Origin of the sequence: Pseudomonas sp. Sample_9 (assembly GCF_004307535.1) — a bacterium.
In the GTDB taxonomy this organism is placed as follows: domain Bacteria; phylum Pseudomonadota; class Gammaproteobacteria; order Pseudomonadales; family Pseudomonadaceae; genus Aquipseudomonas; species Aquipseudomonas mercuritolerans.
In genome coordinates this window covers 1-17416 of record NZ_RAZO01000379.1, presented here as the reverse complement: position 1 = coordinate 17416, position 17416 = coordinate 1, and the positions used below count along the sequence as shown (strand labels likewise).

12 protein-coding genes are annotated in these 17416 nt (G+C 61.7%); 9 read left to right on the top strand and 3 right to left on the bottom strand.

What is annotated here, in order from left to right; translation table 11 throughout:
- Positions 1-260: 260 nt before the first annotated feature.
- The 3 genes from D6877_RS21810 to phhA form a co-directional block, all read right to left on the bottom strand.
- On the bottom strand, positions 261-1454 hold the full coding sequence (locus tag D6877_RS21810; RefSeq protein ID WP_130912072.1) for an amino acid aminotransferase: 1194 nt from the start codon (positions 1452-1454) through the stop codon (positions 261-263).
- Complete coding sequence (locus D6877_RS21805; RefSeq protein ID WP_016771115.1) at positions 1454-1810, bottom strand: 4a-hydroxytetrahydrobiopterin dehydratase; 357 nt, start codon at positions 1808-1810, stop codon at positions 1454-1456. The genes D6877_RS21810 and D6877_RS21805 overlap by 1 nt, the downstream gene beginning before the upstream one ends.
- Positions 1811-1925: 115 nt before the next feature.
- Positions 1926-2717: a phenylalanine 4-monooxygenase gene (phhA, locus tag D6877_RS21800; RefSeq protein ID WP_130912071.1), complete on the bottom strand. Its 792-nt coding sequence runs from the start codon at positions 2715-2717 to the stop codon at positions 1926-1928.
- A 393-nt stretch (positions 2718-3110) separates the two neighbouring features.
- Here phhA and D6877_RS21790 point away from each other — a divergent pair, with 393 nt between their 5' ends.
- From D6877_RS21790 to D6877_RS21750, 9 genes are all read left to right on the top strand, one after another.
- Entirely contained in the window at positions 3111-4673 is a 1563-nt protein-coding gene (locus D6877_RS21790) for a sigma-54-dependent transcriptional regulator (protein ID WP_122611664.1), read from the top strand.
- Positions 4674-4945: 272 nt separating this feature from the next.
- Positions 4946-5686: a flagellar basal body rod protein FlgF gene (locus tag D6877_RS21785; RefSeq protein ID WP_016771112.1), complete on the top strand. Its 741-nt coding sequence runs from the start codon at positions 4946-4948 to the stop codon at positions 5684-5686.
- A 45-nt stretch (positions 5687-5731) separates the two neighbouring features.
- A complete protein-coding gene (gene flgG, locus D6877_RS21780; RefSeq protein WP_016771111.1) occupies positions 5732-6517 on the top strand; it encodes a flagellar basal-body rod protein FlgG in 786 nt (261 codons plus the stop codon).
- A gap of 51 nt (positions 6518-6568) precedes the next feature.
- Positions 6569-7264, top strand: coding sequence for a flagellar basal body L-ring protein FlgH (gene flgH, locus D6877_RS21775; protein ID WP_016771110.1), 696 nt, complete (start codon positions 6569-6571; stop codon positions 7262-7264).
- A 27-nt stretch (positions 7265-7291) separates the two neighbouring features.
- Positions 7292-8380, top strand: coding sequence for a flagellar basal body P-ring protein FlgI (locus D6877_RS21770; RefSeq protein ID WP_024012083.1), 1089 nt, complete (start codon positions 7292-7294; stop codon positions 8378-8380).
- Positions 8381-8391: 11 nt separating this feature from the next.
- Positions 8392-9708 (top strand): flagellar assembly peptidoglycan hydrolase FlgJ, encoded by a 1317-nt coding sequence (flgJ, locus tag D6877_RS21765; RefSeq protein ID WP_130912070.1) that lies wholly within the window; start codon positions 8392-8394, stop codon positions 9706-9708.
- 25 nt (positions 9709-9733) lie between these two features.
- Positions 9734-11779 (top strand): flagellar hook-associated protein FlgK, encoded by a 2046-nt coding sequence (gene flgK, locus D6877_RS21760; RefSeq protein WP_130912069.1) that lies wholly within the window; start codon positions 9734-9736, stop codon positions 11777-11779.
- A gap of 13 nt (positions 11780-11792) precedes the next feature.
- The gene (locus D6877_RS21755; protein WP_130912068.1) at positions 11793-13361 is read left to right on the top strand and encodes a flagellar hook-associated protein 3; all 1569 of its coding nucleotides are present in this window, start codon (positions 11793-11795) and stop codon (positions 13359-13361) included.
- A 99-nt stretch (positions 13362-13460) separates the two neighbouring features.
- The gene (locus tag D6877_RS21750) at positions 13461-17054 is read left to right on the top strand and encodes a glycosyltransferase (protein WP_130912067.1); all 3594 of its coding nucleotides are present in this window, start codon (positions 13461-13463) and stop codon (positions 17052-17054) included.
- The last annotated feature ends 362 nt before the right edge of the window (positions 17055-17416 follow it).

Sequence of the window (17416 nt, the reverse complement as noted above, 5' to 3'; positions counted from 1 at the left end):
GGAAAAATGACAATCAGACTTTTAATTCAAATTAATGCGACAGATGGCCGCAGGGCGCGAGATCAACCGAAAACCAAATGTGGGAACGGGCCCTGTGGTGAGGGGATTTATCCCCGCTGGGCTGCGAAGCTGCCCCAGACCCTGCATTCGCGGAATGTCTGACACTCCGCGAGCAACGGTGTACGACTGCTGCGCAGCCGGGCGGGGATAAATCCCCTCGCCACAAGGGCCCGCTCCGACCGGGTTGTGTACTCCAAAAACTATTTGCAGGCGTCAGCGATGGCGTCCGCGAGCAATGCGAGGCGGGTGGCATCAATGCCGGCGACGTTGGCCCGGCCAGAGCTGACCATGTACACGCTGTGCCGCTCGCGCAGGGTTTTCACCTGTTCCGGCGACAGGCCGGTGTAGGAGAACATCCCGCGTTGCACGCCGATGTGCGCAAAACGCTCGCGCAAACCGTGAGGTTCCAGCGCCTCGACCAAGCCGCTGCGCAGCTGGGCGATTCGCAAGCGCATCGCTTCCACTTCATCGGCCCAGCGCGCTTTCAGCTCTGGATCGGCGAGGATGGTCGCGACCACTGCCGCGCCATGATCCGGCGGCGTCGACCACAGATTGCGGGCGATGTTGGCCAGTTGGCTGCGGATGTCGATGAGCTTGTCGGCGCTGGTCGCGCAGACGATCAGCGCCCCGGTACGGTCTCGATACAGACCAAAGTTCTTCGAGCAGGAACTGGTGATCAGCAGCTCTGGCACTTCGGCTGCGAACAACCGGGTCGACCAGGCGTCCTGTTCCAGGCCATCACCAAAACCCTGATAAGCGAAGTCGATCAGTGGCAGCAGATCGCGGCTGCGCACCACTTCAAGCACGCGCTTCCAGTCGTCATGGCTCAGGTCGAAACCGGTCGGGTTGTGGCAGCACGCATGCAGCAGCACCACGTCGCCCTTCGGCACTTCCCTGAGCACGGCGAGCATCGCTTCGACGTCGAGGCGGTTGTCACTGCCCACGTACGGGTAGTGGCTGACCTTGACCTTGGCGGCGGCGAAAATGGTTTCGTGGATCGGCCAGGTCGGGTTGCTCAACCACACGCCTTTGCCCGGCAGGCATTGCGCAATGAAGTCGGCCGCCAGCCGCAAGGCACCGGTACCGCCCGGGGTCTGGGTGGCGCCGGCGCGTTGTTCGGTGATCAATGCCGAGTCGCTACCGAGCACCAGCTCATTGATGACCTTGCCGAACAGCGGGTTGCCATGGCCACCGATATAAGTCTTGGTGTCCTGGCTTTCGACCAGTCGCGCTTCGGCGATTTTCACCGCTTCCGGGATCGGCGTCAGGCCCTGGGCATCCTTGTAGACGCCAACGCCGAGGTCGAACTTGCGCGGATTGGCATCCTGCGCATAGGCCTCCATCAAACCGAGAATCGGGTCGCCGGGGACCCGGCCGATGGCGTCGAAGTGCATTACTTGCGTCCTTCTGCGGTCTTGGCCACTTCGTCAGTGCGCGCAGCCATGATGAAGTCGTTGCGGTGCAAGCCTTTGATCGAGTGGCTCCACCAGGTCACGGTGACTTTGCCCCACTCGGTCAGCAGGCCCGGGTGGTGACCTTCGGCCTCGGAGATCTCGCCCACGGCGTTGGTGAACGCCAGCGCGTGCTTGAAGTTCTTGAACAGGAAAACTTTCTCCAGCTGCATGATGCCGTCGCGTACTTCGATGTTCCAGTCAGGGATCTGCTTGATCAGGATCGGCAGTTCTTCGTCGCTGACTTGTGGCGCATCGGCGCGGCAGGCTTCGCAGTGGGCTTGGTTCAAAGTCGACATGGTGTATTCCTGAAAACGAGTGTGTTTTTTATTAAAGCGCGTGTGCCGCCAATGCCGTCACGCTAAAGCAAAGTGGCGGCGACGGACAGACGCAATTGTCAGCAAAAGTCGCGGTTCAGGCGGCTTTCGGTTTCGGCGGAAATTTCGGCGCGTGCAAGCCCAGCTCCATGCCTTGGCGAACCATGGCCATGATGTCTTCATGGGCCACATCGAACAGGCGCTTGAGATTGGGCAGGACGAAGTACAGCGGTTGCAGGATGTCGATGCGATACGGCGTGCGCATGGCTTCCAGCGGATCGAAAATCTGATGCTCGGGCTCGTCCGACAGGCAATAAACGGTTTCTTTCGGCGAGGACAGAATCCCGCCGCCGTAGATGCGCTTGCCTTGCGGGGTATCGACCAGACCGAATTCGATGGTCATCCAGTACAGCCGCGCCAGATACACGCGCTCTTCCTTGGTCGCTTGCAGGCCAAGCTTGCCGTAGGTGTGGGTGAATTCGGCGAAATACGGGTTGGTCAGCAACGGGCAGTGGCCGAAGATCTCGTGGAAAATGTCCGGCTCTTGCAGATAGTCGAGTTCTTCGCGGGTACGTATGAAGGTGGCGACGGGGAATTGCTTGCTGGCGAGCAATTCGAAAAAGGTCTGGAAGGGAATCAGCGCCGGCACCCGGGCAACCTGCCAGCCGGTGGTCTCGCCGAGGACTTTATTGATCTCGGCCAGTTGCGGGATGCGGTCGTGGGGCAGACCGAGTTTTTCGATACCGTCCAGGTATTCCTGGCACGCGCGACCTTCAATCACCTTCAACTGGCGAGTGATCAGCGTGTTCCACACCGCATGTTCTTCGGCGGGGTAGTCGATAAAACCTTGCGCATCGGGCTCGCGAGCCACGTATTGCGTCTGCTTCATGCTGCTCTCCTGCTAGGAAATTCGTTTTTGTTATGTCCAGCGATGGCTAAAGGAATACCCCAGAGTGCGAAGCTGCGCAGCCTGTTGAGCCGCGCATGCGTAGGAAATTTCGTCGAGTTTCGTAAAGTTATCGTTACGCTTTGTCGGGTAATGCGCATTTACGGTGATTGGCGGGTTTGAAAAGGGCAGGGGCTGTCACATAATCTTGACAACTATCTGCGTGCCTCGACAGAAAACTCTGCCTCGGGCGCGCCACAAAACCCTGTGGGAGCGAGCCTGCTCGCGAAAGCGGTCTGTCTGACACATCGATACTGGATGTGCTGGCGCCTTCGCGAGCAGGCTCGCTCCCACAAGGACATGTGTTTACTTCTCAAACCTGTCGGGCCTTTTTCTATGCGCATCAAAGTCCACTGCCAGAACCGCATCGGCATCCTGCGCGACATTCTCAATCTGCTGGTGGCGTACGGGATCAACGTTGCCCGCGGTGAAGTTGGCGGTGAACATGGCAATGCGATCTACCTGCACTGCCCGAACCTGATCAACATCCAGTTCCAGGCGTTGCGCCCCAAGTTCGAGGCGATCGGCGGGGTGTTTGGGGTCAAGCGCGTCGGGCTGATGCCCAGCGAACGCCGGCACATGGAATTGAACGCACTGCTCGGCGCGCTGGAGTTTCCGGTGCTGTCGATCGACATGGGCGGCTCGATCGTTGCGGCCAACCGCGCGGCGGCGCAGTTGCTCGGGGTGCGCGTCGATGAGGTGCCGGGGATTCCGCTGTCGCGCTACGCCGAGGATTTCGACCTGCCCGAACTGGTGCGCGCCAACAAGTCGCGAATCAACGGCATGCGGGTCAAGGTAAAAGGCGACATCTTTCTCGCCGACATTGCACCGCTGCAATCGGAGCACGACGACAGCGAGGCCATGGCCGGCGCCGTACTGACGCTGCACCGCGCCGATCGGGTCGGCGAGCGAATCTACAATGTGCGCAAACAGGAGCTGCGCGGCTTCGACAGTATCTTCCAGAGCTCGAAAGTCATGGCCGCTGTGGTCCGCGAAGCGCGACGCATGGCGCCGCTGGATGCTCCGCTATTAATAGAAGGCGAAACCGGCACCGGCAAGGAACTGCTGGCGCGCGCCTGTCACCTCGCCAGCCCGCGTGGACAGTCACCGTTGATGGCGCTCAACTGCGCCGGACTGCCGGAGTCGATGGCCGAGACCGAACTGTTCGGCTACGGCCCCGGCGCCTTCGAGGGTGCGCGGGCCGAGGGCAAGCTAGGCCTGCTGGAGTTGACCGCTGGCGGCACGCTGTTTCTCGATGGCGTCGGCGAGATGAGCCCGCGCTTGCAGGTCAAATTGCTGCGCTTTCTTCAGGACGGTTGCTTCCGTCGCGTCGGCAGTGATGAAGAGGTCTATCTGGACGTACGGGTGATCTGCGCGACCCAGGTGGACTTGTCGGAACTGTGCGCGCGCGGTGAGTTTCGCCAGGATCTCTATCACCGCTTGAACGTGCTGTCGCTGCACATCCCGCCGCTGCGCGAATGCCTCGACGGTCTGACGCCGCTGGTTGAACACTTTCTCGATCAGGCCAGTCGGCAGATCGGCTGTCCGCTGCCGAAACTGGCCCCGGCGGCGATGGATCGCCTCAGCCATTACCACTGGCCGGGCAACGTACGGCAGCTGGAGAACGTGCTGTTCCAGGCGGTTTCCCTGTGCGACGGCGGCACGGTCAAGGCCGAACATATTCGCCTGCCGGATTACGGCGTGCGTCAGCCGCTTGGCGATTTTTCCCTGGACGGAAGTCTGGACGAGATCGTCGGGCGTTTCGAGAAGGCCGTGCTGGAACGCTTGTATTCCGAGCACCCGAGCAGTCGGCAGTTGGGCAAGCGACTCGGTGTCTCGCACACCACCATTGCCAACAAGCTGCGTGAGTATGAGGTGGGTAAAGACAGCGGAGCTTAAGATCAAAAGATCGCAGCCTTCGGCAGCTCCTACATTTGGAACGCGGTTTCCTGTAGGAGCTGCGGAACGCTGCGATCTTTTGATCTCTTGCCGCGAAGCGGCATGACACCGCCGGTTTTTCGTCTTCTGCCCATTTCAAATTCCCCCTCCGATCCCCTCAAGTCCCCTGTTTACCGGGCCATTGCCCGCCAATAAAAAGTTGGTCTGCAAATTGCTTATGGCTGAGCAGTACAGCGGTGGGCGGCAAACGTCCGGCATGCAGAGGAAACACAGTGGACAAGTACCTTTATGTGGCAATGACCGGCGCCAGCCAGAACGCACTGGCGCAGCGGGCGCATGCCAACAACCTGGCGAACATCTCCACCAACGGCTTCCAGCGCGACCTCGAGCAGGCGCGTTCGATGCCGGTGTTCGGTGACAGCTTTCCGGCGCGTGCGTTTGCCATGAGCGAACGTCCCGCTACCGACTTCACGCCGGGCTCGCTGGTGCAGACCGGACGTGAACTCGACGTCGCGGTATCCGGCAACGGTTTCATCGCCGTGCAAAACCCCAGCGGTGGTGAAAGCTACGTGCGCACCGGCAGCCTCAACATCGACGCCCTCGGCGTATTGCGCGCCGGCAACGGCATGCCGGTGATCGGTAATGGCGGCCCGATCGCCGTGCCGCCCGAGCAGCAGGTCGAAGTCGGCGAAGACGGCACCATCAGCATTCGCGCGATGGGCGAAGGCCCCCGCGTCATGGCCGAAGTCGACCGGATCAAGCTGGTCAACCCGGACATCAAGAACATGAACAAAGGCCTCGACGGTTCGATTTACACCAAGGACGGCCAGCCGGCGCAAGCCGACGCCAACGTCAAACTGGTCTCGGGTTTCCTCGAGTCGAGCAACGTCAATGCCGTGGAAGAAATGACTTCGGTGCTGGCCCTGGCCAAGCAGTTCGAGTTGCACGTCAAAATGATGAACACCGCCAAAGACGACGACCAGGCCATGGCTCGGGTCTTGCAGATCAGCTAATTATCAGAACGTCGCGCCGTAAAACAGGCGCACGAGGAGAATCGAATGCTTCCGGCTCTATGGGTTGCCAAAACCGGTCTGTCCGCCCAGGACACCAACCTGACCACCATTTCCAACAACCTGGCGAACGTCTCGACCACGGGTTTCAAACGTGACCGTGCCGAGTTCCAGGACCTGCTCTATCAGATCAAGCGTCAGCCAGGTGCCCAGTCGACCCAGGACAGCGAACTGCCGTCGGGTCTGCAAGTGGGTACCGGTGTGCGCATTGTCGGCACCCAGAAAAACTTCACCGCCGGCAGCCTGCAAACCACTGAGCAGCCGCTGGACATGGCCATCGACGGTCGCGGTTTCTTCCAGATCCTGCAGCCGGACGGCACCACGTCCTACACCCGTGACGGTACTTTCCACCTCGACTCCAATGGCCAGATCGTCAACGCCAGCGGTTTCGCCCTGGAGCCGGCGATCATCATCCCGAACGATGCGCAGACCTTCACCGTCGGCCGTGACGGCACCGTGTCGATCACCATCGCCGGCAACCCGGCCTCGCAAGTGATCGGCAACCTGCAGACCGCCGACTTCATCAACCCGGCCGGCCTGCAAGCCGTGGGCAACAACCTGTTCCTGGAAACCGCTGCTTCCGGCGCGCCGCAGATCGGCACCCCGGGCCTCAACGGTTTCGGTACCACGCTGCAGAACACCCTGGAAACCTCCAACGTCAGCACCGTTGAAGAGATGGTCAACATGATCACCACTCAACGCGCCTACGAGATGAACTCCAAGGTGATCTCCACCGCCGACCAGATGCTCTCGTTCGTAACGCAGAATCTGTAATCCAGTCTTTGGGGCGGCCTGAGGTCGCCAGCAACACCGTGAGGTAGGGTCATGAAGCGCTTTGTATCTGTTCTGGCATTGAGTGGGGTCGTCTCGCTCGCGGGCTGCGTCGCCCCGACGCCCAAGCCCAATGACCCTTACTACGCCCCGGTGTTGCCGCGCACACCGTTGCCGGCGGCTGCCAACAACGGCTCGATCTATCAGGCCGGTTTCGAGCAGAACCTGTACAGCGACCGCAAGGCGTTCCGGGTCGGTGACATCATCACCATCACCCTGAACGAGCGCACCCAGGCGAGCAAGAACGCCAACTCGCAGATGGACAAGAACAGCGATAACTCGATCGGCCTGACCTCGTTGTTCGGCTCCAGCCTGACCACCAATAATCCTATCGGTGGTGGCGACTTGAGCCTGAATGCCGGCTACAGCGCCGACCGTTCGACCAAGGGCGACGCCAAGTCCGGGCAGAGCAACAGCCTGACCGGCTCGATCACCGTGACCGTGGCCGACGTGCTGCCCAACGGCATCATCGCCGTGCGTGGCGAGAAGTGGCTGACGCTCAACACCGGTGACGAACTGGTGCGCATCGCCGGCATGGTCCGCGCCGATGACATCGCGACCGACAACACCGTGTCGTCGACCCGTGTCGCCGATGCGCGCATCACCTACTCGGGTACCGGCGCGTTTGCCGATACGAGTCAGCCAGGCTGGTTCGACCGTTTCTTCCTCAGCCCGCTGTTCCCTTTCTAGGTGGCTACGTTGAATCTGAAAAGCCTTATGGTGGCCGCGTTGTTGATGTCTGCGGCGTTCACTGCACACGCCGAGCGGCTGAAAGACATCGCCAGCATTTCCGGCGTGCGCTCCAACCAGTTGATCGGTTACGGCCTGGTGGTCGGGCTTAACGGCACCGGTGACCAGACGACGCAGACCCCGTTCACCCTGCAGACCTTCAACAACATGCTCTCGCAGTTCGGCATCAAGGTGCCGCCGGGATCGGGCAACGTGCAGTTGAAGAACGTCGCGGCGGTGTCGGTGAGTGCCGATCTGCCGGCGTTCGCCAAGCCAGGTCAGCAAGTCGACATCACTGTGTCTTCGATCGGTAACTCCAAGAGCCTGCGCGGCGGCACCTTGTTGCTGACGCCGCTCAAGGGTATCGACGGCAACGTCTATGCGATCGCTCAGGGCAACCTGGTGGTAGGCGGTTTCGACGCTGAAGGTCGTGACGGTTCGAAGATCACCGTCAACGTTCCGTCGGCCGGTCGCATCCCTGGCGGTGCTTCGGTAGAGCGCGCGGTGCCGAGCGGTTTCAACCAGGGCAACAGCCTGACGCTGAACCTCAACCGCTCCGACTTCACCACCGCCAAGCGCATCGTCGACAAGGTCAACGACATGCTCGGCCCTGGCGTCGCGCAAGCCATCGACGGCGGTTCGGTGCGCGTGACTGCGCCGCTGGATCCGAGCCAGCGCGTCGACTACCTGTCGATCCTGGAAAACCTTGAAATCGATCCGGGTCAGGCGGTGGCGAAAGTCATCATCAACTCGCGTACCGGCACCATCGTCATCGGCCAGAACGTGAAAGTGTCGCCAGCCGCCGTGACCCACGGCAGCCTCACCGTGACCATCACCGAAGACCCGATCGTCAGCCAGCCAGGTCCGCTGTCCAACGGCCAGACCGCCGTCGTACCGCGCTCGCGAGTGAATGCCGAACAGGAAGCCAAACCGATGTTCAAGTTCGGCCCTGGCACCACCCTCGACGAGATCGTCCGTGCGGTGAACCAGGTCGGCGCAGCACCGGGTGACTTGATGGCGATTCTCGAAGCTCTGAAGCAGGCCGGCGCATTGCAAGCCGACCTGATCGTGATCTGAGGCCGACCCCCATGGATATGCGCAAAAGCGGTCTGGTCAGCAGCAGCGATTCGGGTTCCTACTCCGACCTCAATCGTCTGAACCAGCTCAAGGTCGGCGACAAGAACAGCGACGAAAACATGCGCAAGGTGGCGCAGGAATTCGAGTCGCTGTTCCTCGGCGAAATGCTCAAGTCGATGCGTTCGGCCACCGAAGCGCTCGGCCAGGACAACCCGCTGAACACACCTGCGGCCAAGCAGTATCAGGAAATGTACGACCAGCAACTGGCGGTTTCCATGTCCCGCGAGGGCGGTGGTATCGGCCTGGCCGACGTGCTGATCCGGCAGATGTCGAAGAACAAGCCGATGGCCCCGGGCGAGGCAGCGGCCGCGTCCGCCGCCAAGCAACAGGAAGCGCTGGCCAAGGCCGCCGCCGTGCCGACGCCGATTGCCGCCGGCACCGTTGCCACCGGTCCGCTGTCGCGGGTCAATGGCGAGCGTCCGTTGTGGGCATCGCGTTCGGTGCATGCGCCGAACAACACCGATATTTCCCATCGCAATGACATGGCACTGCTCAATCAGCGGCGTCTGGCATTGCCGCCGAAACTGGCCGATCGCTTGCTCGCTGGTCTGGTGCCGTCGGCGCCGAGCGTGGCCACTGCGACCACTGCAGCAGCGGCGACCAACGCCTTGCCGCAACGGGCTGCGACTACCGCCGTCACAGGCTCCGGCGCGTTGTACAACGGCGACTGGCTGGCCCGTGCCGAAGAGCAGAAAGCTGCCGGCGGGCAGATGCAGGTCTATGGCCGCGCCATGGCGCAGATTCCGCTGGCACCGGCGAAGAAGGCCTTCAGTTCCGCCGACGAATTCGTCAACACCATGCTGCCGATGGCCAAGGAAGCCGCCGACCGCATCGGCGTCGATCCACGCTATCTGGTGGCGCAAGCGGCACTGGAAACCGGTTGGGGCAAATCGGTCATGCGCGCCCAGGATGGCAGCAGCAGCCACAACCTGTTCGGCATCAAGGCGAGCAGCAACTGGAAGGGCGATTCGGCCCGCGCGATCACCAGCGAGTTCCGCAATGGTGCGATGGTCAAGGAGACGGCCGAGTTCCGTTCCTACGCCTCGTACAAGGACAGCTTCCACGATCTGGTGACGTTGCTGCAGAGCAACAATCGCTATCAAGAAGTGCTGAAGTCGGCCGATAACCCAGAACAGTTTGTACGCGAGTTGCAGAAGGCCGGTTACGCCACCGACCCGAACTACGCGACGAAGATTTCGCAAATTGCCAAGCAGATGAACAGTTTTGAAAACTACGCTGCGGCGGGTGTCTCCACCACGCCTTTATAAGGCACCAGGTAATAAGGTCTGAACCATGAGTTTGCTCAATATCGGGATGTCGGGACTGTCGGCCAGCCAGTCCTCTCTGGCTACGACAGGCAACAACATTGCCAACGTCGACACCGCCGGTTATTCACGTCAGCAAACCGTGCAGGGCACCAAGTCCTCGCAGCAGTACGGCAACGTTTTCATCGGCACGGGCACGACCCTGGCTGACGTGCGTCGGGTGTACAACTCGTACCTGGAATCGCAACTGCACACCGCGACTTCGCTGGACAGCGAATCGGCTGCGTTTCTCAAGCAGGCGACGCCGCTGGACGCCATGCTGTCGGACACCAACACCGGCCTGACCGGCGTGCTGCAGAAATTCTTCACCTCGATGCAGGGCGTATCGACGTCGGCCACCGATGACACTTCGCGTCAGTCGGTGCTGACCGGCGCGCAGGCGCTGACCAGCCGTTTCAATACCCTGGCCAAGCAGCTCAACGATCAGAACACCACGATCAACGGCAGCCTCGGCGACATGACCGCCCAGGTGAACAAACTCGCCACCTCGATTGCCAATCTCAACCAGAAGATCGGCGAAATCTCCACCAGTGGCGGGGCGCCGAACGACCTGCTCGACAGCCGTAACGAAGCCGTGCGTCAGCTCTCGGAGCTGACCGGTGCCCAGGTCGTCGAGCGCGGCACCAGCTTCGACATCTATGTCGGCAGCGGTCAGCCGCTGGTCATCGGCAACACCACCAACAGCCTGAGCATGGTTGCGAGCAAGACCGACCCGTCGCGCATGTCGATCCAGATGGATCGCGGTTCGAGCACCATCGACATCACTTCGGTGATCAGCGGCGGCGAAATCGGCGGTCTGCTGACCTATCGCAAGGAGGTCCTCGACCCGTCGCTCAACGAGCTCGGGCGCGTGGCCCTGGTGATTGCCGATCAGGTCAACAGCCAGCAAGCCCAGGGCATCGACAAGAACGGTGACTTCGGCGCGGCGATTTTCAACAACATCAACAGTGCCGCCCTGATCAGTCAGCGCAGCATTGCGAAGGACGGCAACAGCGCCGGCTCCGGCAACCTCGATGTGACCATCAAGGACACCGGCAAGCTGACCACCAGCGACTATCAGGTGACCTTCACCAGCGCCACCGATTACACCGTCAAACGTTCCGACGGCACCGATCTGGGCGCATTCAGCACCAACACCAGTCCGCCGCCAGTGATCGATGGCTTCACCCTGGCCTTGAAGGGCGGCGCGCTGAGTGCCGGTGACTCGTTCAAAGTCACGCCGACCCGCAACGCGGCGGCGAGCATTCAGACCGTGCTCAGCGATCCGAAGAAAATCGCTGCGGCAGGTCCGCTGACCGGCGTTGCCAGCGCCAACGGTCTGGGCACTTACACCCAACCGACGCTCAGCGACAAGATCGACATCTACAACCCGACTGCCCAGGCCGACATGCAGGCGGCGCTGAAGAATTCGACGCCGGTCAAACTGGTGTTCGGCGCAGCCAGCGGCGGCAGCCAGTCGTACAACCTGGTCGACGCCAAGGGCGCGACCATTGGCACCGGCACCATCGTGCCCGGCCAGTCGAACACGCTGAACCTGAAAGTCGGCATCGTCGATGCCAGCGGCAATCCGGTGATGGACACCACGGTCACGCCGAACGTGCAGAAGACCTTCACCGTGCAGACCACCGTGGGCGGCACGCCGAAATCCGGCGAGACCTTCACCATGAACCTGACTGGCGCGGCGTCTTCGGACAACCGCAACGCCCAGGCACTGGTCGCGTTGCAAACCAAACAGACCGTGGACACCGGTTCGGCGAGCAAGGGCATCAGCCTGACCGACGCCTACAACACCCTGGTGACCAACGTCGGTACCAAGACCGCCCAAGGCAAGTCCGACAGCGCCGCGACCACGGCGATTCTGGAGAACGCCAAGGGTGCCCGCGATTCGCTCTCCGGGGTCAACCTGGACGAAGAAACCGGCAACCTGGTCAAGTACCAGCAGTACTACACAGCGTCTTCGCAGATCATCAAAGCTGCGCAGGAAACTTTCGCCACGCTGATCAACAGCCTTTAAGGAGTCGTAATTCATGCGCATTTCCACCGCCCAGTATTACGGAACGCAAGCTTCGGATTATCAGCGTAACTTCAACAAGGCCGTCGCCACCGCGAGCGAGGCGAGCAGCCTGCAGCGCATCAACACCGCCGCCGATGATCCGGTCGGGGCCGGGCGCTTGCTGCAATTGGGCCAGCAGGCCGCGATGCTCGATCAGTACAAGACCAACGTCAACACCACCAAAAGTGCCTTGACCGTGCAGGAGTCCACGCTGGATTCGATCACCACGGCGTTGGCACGAGCCAAGGAACTTGCGCTGGCGGCGAACAACGGCACGATCACCGACAAGGACCGCCAGGCTTACGCCTCGGAGATGGGCGAGATCCAGCAACAAGTGCTGGGCCTGATGAACGCCAAGGATGCCAACGGCAACTACCTGTTCTCCGGTTCGAAAACCGATACCGCACCGTACTCGAAGAATTCTGACGGCACATTCAGCTACAACGGCGACCAGACCACCATCGATCTGGGCATCGGCGACGGCATGACCGTGGGTACCAACACCACTGGTTGGGATGCGTTCCAGCAGACCATCAATACTGGCCGCACCAACACCAAGATGACTGCGCCTGCTGTGGATGACGGCCGTGTCGTGCTGTCCAACGGCACCGTCGGCACTGCCGCCACTTACGACGCCAAGTTCACCGCCGGGCAGCCGTATACCATCGATTTCGTCAGCAGCACGCAGCTGAAAATCACCGATGCCCTGGGCAACGATGTGACGGCCGAAGCGAGCCAGAATGGCTTGATCAGCAACAGCAGCGGCGCCAACCAGACCGTCAGCTTCCGTGGCGTCGACCTCAAGCTGAACGTCAACCTGAAGGCTGGCGATACCAATCCGGACGCCGTTATCGCAGGGCACAGTTTTCAGCTGTCCGCGTCGCCGGACTCGTTCACGACCACGCGTAATCCGGGTAACCCGTCGACCAGCGTGATCACCGGTTCGACCATCACCGATCAGGCGGCCTACACCGCAGCGTTTCCGCAGGGCGGCGCAGTGCTCAAGTTCACCAGCGCTACTGCGTTCGATCTGTATGCCGCGCCAGTGACGGCCGACAGCAAGCCGGTTTCGTCGGGCACGGTGGCCGGCGGTAACGCGACTGCTGCCGGGGTGACTTTCGCTCTGGGCAACACGCCGGCTGCGGGTGATCAGTTCTCGATCCAGCCGAACAATCACCAGACCCAGAACGTGCTCGACACCCTGGGCCAGATGATCACTGCACTGAACACGCCGGTCGACGGTGACCCGGTTGCCAAGCAGAAATTGCAGGGCGCGATGGAAGCAGGCCTCGGCAACATCGACGCTGCCGCCAATCAGATCGGCACCGCAGTCACCACCATTGGTGCGCGCGGTCAGGCGCTGGACATGCAGACCATCACCAATGACAGCCTGACCACGGCCAACAGCACGACCCAAGGCTCGATCCGTGATTCCGATCCGGCCGAAGTCATGACCCGTCTGACCCTGCAACAGACCATGCTGCAAGCCGCGCAACTGGCATTCAGCAAGATCAGCCAGTTGGGCCTGTTCAACAAGATCTGATGGTTGCCGGGCGCGTGAGCGCCCGTTTTCAGTCAATGTTTTTTCGCGGTACCCAGGGCTCGCTTTTCCGAGCGGGCTCGTACCGCCTGTGAGCCCGCCGTGAATTCACTTCCCCTCGTCAGCATCACCATTCCTGCGTTCAATCCGCGCTTTTTCGAGCGCACGCTCAACAGTGCCGTCAGCCAGACTTACGGCAATCTCGAGATCGTCGTGTGCGATGACAGTCGTGGTGATGAAATCGAGACCGTCGTCAGCACGGTGATCGAGCAGACGGGCGTGGCGGTGCGGTACGTGCGCAACCCACAGACGTTGGGACTGGTGGGCAACCTGAAGGTCTGCCTCGAGCAGGCGCGCGGCGAGTTCATCAAATTCCTCTGCGACGATGATTTGCTCTACTCGGCCTGTATCGAACAGCAAGCCCATGAGTTGCAGCGCGAAGAAGTCAGTCTGGTGGTCGCGCAGCGGCTGTTGTGGGACGCCAACGACATCATCCTGCCGGCGCGTCTGGAAAACAGTTCGTTGTCGCCGGTCAGCGGCTTGCTCAAGGGCGACGATGTCCTGAGCATTTTCGAAAAATTCCCGGTCAACGTCCTCGGCGGTTTCAGCAGTGCGCTGTTCCGGCGCGCCGACGTCGCCGAGCTGTTGCCAGCCCTGACGGAAGACGGCGCGTGCTTCGTTGCGACCCTGGATTTTGCCCTGTACGTCTGCCTGCTGCGGCGCGGCAATCTGGTGACATCGAACAATGTCCTGAGCGCCGAGCGCCTGTATCCGGAACGCCTGAGCGCACAGCAAGCGATGAAGGACGCGGCAGAGATCGAGCGCGAGTGGATTTCGCAAATGCTCAAGGTCCGTAGCGGCGAGTCGGCACCGGCGCAGGGTTGGGTTCGCTATGTACAACTGACCAAGGCCGACGAGTCGCCACGGGTCTGGGAAGAGCTGCCGCTGAGCCGCACCCTGGGTTCCAAGCAGAGCCGTCAGGAGCTGGGCGTGGGTGTCGACAGCTTCAGTTTCGGCGAACTCTATGCGCAGTGGCTGGCGTGTCGGGTGCTCACCGAGGCGCAGCGCCAGTGGCTGCCGGAGACCCTCGCCGGCTGGCCGCAGCAGCCGCGCATCGTGCCGATCATCATCGACGCGCAGGGCAGTCGCGACAATCTTCAGCGTACCCTTGAGGCCCTCGCTGCCCAGGATTACCCGCCGGAACTTGTGCTGGTGCTGTCCGCAGCCTGTACCGAAGCGCAGTTGCACGAGCGCGTGTTCCACATGCCGTTGCAGGATGACGGTCTGGAGCAGATCAACACGCTGCTGCCGCAGCTGGAAGGCGCCGACTGGTTCTACCTGCTGCAACCCGGTGACTGCCCGGTGGCGCCGGCGTTGCTGGTGATGGCTGACCGCATTGCGCATTCGCGCGCGCTGACCTGCCTCTACAGCGACGAAGGCAGTTTGCGCGACGGTGAGTCCGCCGAGCCGGCATTCAAGCCGGATTTCAACCTCGACCTCATGCGCAGTTATCCGTATGTCGGCCGCGCGCTGGCGTTCCAGCGTGAGCGCTTTCTGGCACTCGGCGGTTTCGCCCCGACGTTCGCCGAACTGGCGCCCCATGATGTGCTCTGGAGGATGGTCGAAAGCGATGGCTTGCAGGTCGTCGGACACATCGCTGAGGTACTGCTGGAGTCCAAGTTCGACCTGTCGCAATGGCTGACGGAACCGGGCGTCGTCGAGCAAAGCCCGCGCATTCTCCAAGCGCATCTGCAACGTCTGGGAATCGCTCACGACATCCGCCGCGGCAGCCGGGAACTGCTCAACCGTGTCGACTATCACCACGCCCGTCGTCCCTTGGTCTCGGTAATCATCGTCACCCAGGACCAGACCGCAGCCTTGCAGCGCTGTGTCGAGACGCTGCTGGAAAAGACCGCTTACGGCGAGTACGAATTGCTCCTGGTCGACAACGGCAGCGAAAGCGCCGAAGCGTTGGCGTGGCTCGATGGCATGGCGCAACTGGGCGGTGAACGCATTCGCGTGCTCAGGTATCCGCAGAAGGGCAATGCCGCCGCCGTGCACAATTTCGCCGTGCAACAGGCGCGTGGTGAATACGTGCTGATGCTCAATGCCTTCGCCGTGATCACCCAGGCCGACTGGCTCGACGAATTGCTCAATCATGCGCAACGGCCGGAAGTCGGCGTGGTCGGTGCCAAGCTGTTCAACCCGGACGGCGGCGTGCTGCACGCCGGCCTGATTCTCGGTTTGAACGGGCCGGTCGGGCTGCCGTTCTACGGCCAGCAGATGCAGTCGGAAGGTTACATGTACCGTTTGCAGGCAGTGCATGACCTGAGCGCGGTGGGCGGTGACTGCCTGATGATTCGCAAGTCGGTATTTGACGCCGCTGGCGGCCTCGACGAGCAGGAGCTCAAGCAGACGCTGAATGTCGTGGACCTGTGTCTGCGCGTCGGTCGCGACGGCTATCTGGTGGTGATGAACCCGAACGCCGTGCTGGCGGTGGGCGCGCGGCCAAGTGCCGCAGCGACCGCGCAAGAGGAAGCGCTGCACGCCGAGGAGAAGGACACCTTTTATCAGCGCTGGCTGCCACTGATTGCACGCGACCCCGCCTACAACGTCAACCTGACGTTGCAGGGCGTGGGCGCTACCAACTTCAGTCTGGAGCCTGGCCTGCGTACCGGCTGGAGTGCGTTTTCCAAGGCGCAACTGCCCAACGTGCTGGCGGTGCCGATCAATGCCTCTGCCATCGGCCACTACCGCATGAGCCAGCCGATGATCGAGCTGGAAGCGGCCAATCGGGTGGAAGGGCGCATCTGCTACGGCTTGCCGTCGATCATCGATATCGAGCGGCAGTCGCCCGACGTGATCGTCCTGCAAGGGCGCTATTCGGAACATGCGATTGATGAAATCCCGCCGCTGAAGAAGTTCTTCAGCGCCCGGCGGATCTTCGAACTCGACGATTATGTGATCGACGTTCCCCATCGCAACGCACACATCCGCAACATGCCGAGCAAGCAGGACATGGAGCGCATGGTGCGCCGGGCGATCGGCCTGTGTGATCGCGTGGTGGTCTCGACCGCGCCGCTGGCCAACGCGCTGTCGGACATGCACCACGACATTCGTGTGGTGCCGAACATGCTGGCCAAGGACCTCTGGGGGCACCTGCGCAGCCAGCGCCGCACCTCGAAAAAGCCGCGCGTCGGCTGGGGCGGCGGCACCAGTCACCACGGTGATCTGGCCGTGATCGCCGATGTGGTCCGCGAGCTGGCCAATGAAGTGGACTGGGTGTTCTTCGGCATGTGCCCGGATGATCTGCTGCCGTACATGCATGAGTTTCACGGAGTGATCCCGCTGGATGTCTATCCGGCAAAACTGGCCAGCCTGAACCTGGATCTGGCGCTGGCACCGTTGGAGTTCCACATCTTCAACGACTGCAAGAGCAACCTGCGGCTGCTCGAGTACGGCGCCTGCGGTTTCCCGGTGGTCTGCACCGACACCGAGGCTTATCGCGGCTACTTGCCGTGCACGCGGGTCAAGACCAACAGTACCGATGAGTGGCTGCAGGCGATTCGCATGCATCTGGCTGACCCGGATGCCAGTTATCGCATGGGTGACGAGTTGCGCGAGGTGGTGTTGCGCGATTACGTGTTGCGCGGGGATAACCTGCGGTATTGGGAATATGGCTGGCTGGCGGATTGATCTTTCAGATGGGCGACCTTTGGGTCGCCTTTTTTTGGGGGGCTTGGCGGCCTCTGGGCCGACCAGGTTCTTGGGTTTTGGGGGTATATCCGTTTTTGCGGTGCTGCGGCTGGCGGTTTCGCCCTTACGGCGAGTCACCTTTTCCAGACGCCGAAAAGGTAACCGAAAAGGCTTGCTCCTGCGTTCGGCCCTCGCAGGCTCGGGTTCCTTCGCTGCGGGATCGATCCGGGCGCAGCGGCTACGGTTTGCTTCGCTGCACCTCCTTCCGCTGTGTCTGGCTGCGCCAGACGGTCGCTGCGCTCCCACCCCCGGATCAATCCCTCCACTCAGCCTTCCGACGTCGCCGGTGGATCAAGATCAAA

Excerpts from the sequence above, each read along its gene's own strand:
- D6877_RS21810 (WP_130912072.1), bottom strand. The coding sequence starts at position 1,454 with ATGCACTTCGACGCCATCGGCCGGGTCCCCGGCGACCCGATTCTCGGT.
- D6877_RS21805 (WP_016771115.1), bottom strand. The coding sequence starts at position 1,810 with ATGTCGACTTTGAACCAAGCCCACTGCGAAGCCTGCCGCGCCGATGCG.
- phhA (WP_130912071.1), bottom strand. The coding sequence starts at position 2,717 with ATGAAGCAGACGCAATACGTGGCTCGCGAGCCCGATGCGCAAGGTTTT.
- D6877_RS21790 (WP_122611664.1), top strand. The coding sequence starts at position 3,111 with ATGCGCATCAAAGTCCACTGCCAGAACCGCATCGGCATCCTGCGCGAC.
- flgG (WP_016771111.1), top strand. The coding sequence starts at position 5,732 with ATGCTTCCGGCTCTATGGGTTGCCAAAACCGGTCTGTCCGCCCAGGAC.
- flgH (WP_016771110.1), top strand. The coding sequence starts at position 6,569 with ATGAAGCGCTTTGTATCTGTTCTGGCATTGAGTGGGGTCGTCTCGCTC.
- D6877_RS21770 (WP_024012083.1), top strand. The coding sequence starts at position 7,292 with ATGGTGGCCGCGTTGTTGATGTCTGCGGCGTTCACTGCACACGCCGAG.
- flgJ (WP_130912070.1), top strand. The coding sequence starts at position 8,392 with ATGGATATGCGCAAAAGCGGTCTGGTCAGCAGCAGCGATTCGGGTTCC.
- flgK (WP_130912069.1), top strand. The coding sequence starts at position 9,734 with ATGAGTTTGCTCAATATCGGGATGTCGGGACTGTCGGCCAGCCAGTCC.
- D6877_RS21755 (WP_130912068.1), top strand. The coding sequence starts at position 11,793 with ATGCGCATTTCCACCGCCCAGTATTACGGAACGCAAGCTTCGGATTAT.